This window comes from Pseudomonas sp. p50(2008) (assembly GCF_015351605.1).
Taxonomy (GTDB): Bacteria; Pseudomonadota; Gammaproteobacteria; order Pseudomonadales; family Pseudomonadaceae; genus Aquipseudomonas.
Genome location: NZ_JACMYF010000042.1, coordinates 1 through 1,363, shown reverse-complemented (window position 1 = coordinate 1,363; position 1,363 = coordinate 1). Strand labels below are relative to the sequence as shown.

Sequence of the window (1,363 nt, the reverse complement as noted above, 5' to 3'; positions counted from 1 at the left end):
CCCGCGAACAGCTTTACCGCTCGTTCAGCGACAAGGGCAACCCTACGTTGAAAACCATGCTCGCAGTGATGCGCGCCGTTGGCCTGGATCTGACCACACGGCAACACGTCCACCCCTGATTTCTCGCACGCGAGAAAGGCGGCAACGTCACTCGACGCCGTCGCTCTTTACTTCTTGCCTCCAGGTTGAGCATATGGCGCGGCCATCTGCTTGACCTGCTCGGCTAACTCAGGCGGCAACCAGACCATGACCGGCACCAGTTCTTGCGCCTCGTGTTCCTCTAGGATGTTGCGAACCCGCTTCACGGCGGCATAGACCAACTGCCGCGACACGTCGGCCTGTCTCGCCAGATCTGCAGGGCGCTGGCCATCGACCAACACGGCCTTGGCCATCTCGACAGTACCGACAGCCAACCCGCGAAAGGCAGGGGATACTTTTTCCCATTGATCGGCGGTGTACTTTGGCTGCATTCATATTCTCCATGGGTGAAGCGCCCGGTGATCTACCAGGCGCTTTTAGCTTCTAGTGTGAGTGGGTTGCGTAAGCCTGTCTAACTTCCGGCCCGGCTCCTGCAGCGCTCAGGGTGACGCGCTGGACAATCATTTGATGCGTGAGGGTGGCCAGGCCCACAAACGTCCAATACCGGTCATTGCAACGCGCATAAATGCGCGTGAGGTTCCCGACCTCGAATTTTTCCAGCTTGAACGAAAAGTCTTTGCCGACAGCGGCGAAGTCCAGCACCTGCAGGCGGGTTAGCGCGTACTCATAGCGGGCTTCGCTGATCTCCTGGGGCTGCGTTCCTAGCGCGGCTTCCTGGGCCAGCAAGAACGATTCTTCATCGCCAAGAACAGCGCCGGGATGGCAGATATGCAACTCGGCCAGCATCAGCATTCTGCAGCGGGTTGCCCACTGGTTCGGGCCGATCTCGCGGGCATAGTCAATGATCGAAGGTTGGCCCGGTACATAGAAAACTTTGGACATGGCTGTATCTCCCTACCACATGAAACCGGGCGCACTTGGCGCCCGGCTGGTTGGTTATGCGGCCTGCTGAGTGCGCAGAGCCTGTGCCAGAACCCACAGGGCGCGATTCAATTTCACGTCCTGGTCAATGCCATTCACGGCGCGGGTAGTTGTCCGGCGTCCTTGCTTGTTGCGGCCACTCAAGCCGCCCTTGATGGTGTTTTCTTGTACGCGGTTGAAGGTCGTCCAGAGGTCGCTGCTCCTGTCCTCGCTGCGGCGTGCGCGCAGCAACTGCGAAGGGGTGACAGGCGCCGGGCCTTCGGATGGGTCGTAACGGTAGGCCAGTGCGGCCATGGCGAAGGCTTCTTGCTCTTCCGGGCGCAGTTGAATCTGTTTCATGCAG

4 protein-coding genes are annotated in these 1,363 nt (G+C 59.6%); 1 reads left to right on the top strand and 3 read right to left on the bottom strand.

All coding sequences use genetic code 11. The features are described from left to right. Positions 1-119, top strand: a 119-nt coding sequence (locus H7698_RS31120) for a helix-turn-helix domain-containing transcriptional regulator (RefSeq protein ID WP_442966350.1), incomplete at its 5' end; no start/stop codon positions are given. Between the two features lie 48 nt (positions 120-167). Here H7698_RS31120 and H7698_RS31115 read toward each other — a convergent pair. The 3 genes from H7698_RS31115 to H7698_RS31105 all read right to left on the bottom strand — a co-directional run. Next, the gene (locus H7698_RS31115; protein WP_016715865.1) at positions 168-470 is read right to left on the bottom strand and encodes a TrfB-related DNA-binding protein; all 303 of its coding nucleotides are present in this window, start codon (positions 468-470) and stop codon (positions 168-170) included. A 52-nt stretch (positions 471-522) separates the two neighbouring features. Further along, positions 523-981: a hypothetical protein gene (locus H7698_RS31110; RefSeq protein WP_194693902.1), complete on the bottom strand. Its 459-nt coding sequence runs from the start codon at positions 979-981 to the stop codon at positions 523-525. Positions 982-1,035: 54 nt separating this feature from the next. After that, positions 1,036-1,363, bottom strand: a 328-nt coding sequence (locus H7698_RS31105; protein WP_194693901.1) for a DUF932 domain-containing protein, incomplete at its 5' end; no start/stop codon positions are given.

What these genes read in the sequence shown, in the direction of transcription:
- H7698_RS31115 (WP_016715865.1), bottom strand. Translation starts at nt 470, where the DNA reads ATGCAGCCAAAGTACACCGCCGATCAATGGGAAAAAGTATCCCCTGCC.
- H7698_RS31110 (WP_194693902.1), bottom strand. Translation starts at nt 981, where the DNA reads ATGTCCAAAGTTTTCTATGTACCGGGCCAACCTTCGATCATTGACTAT.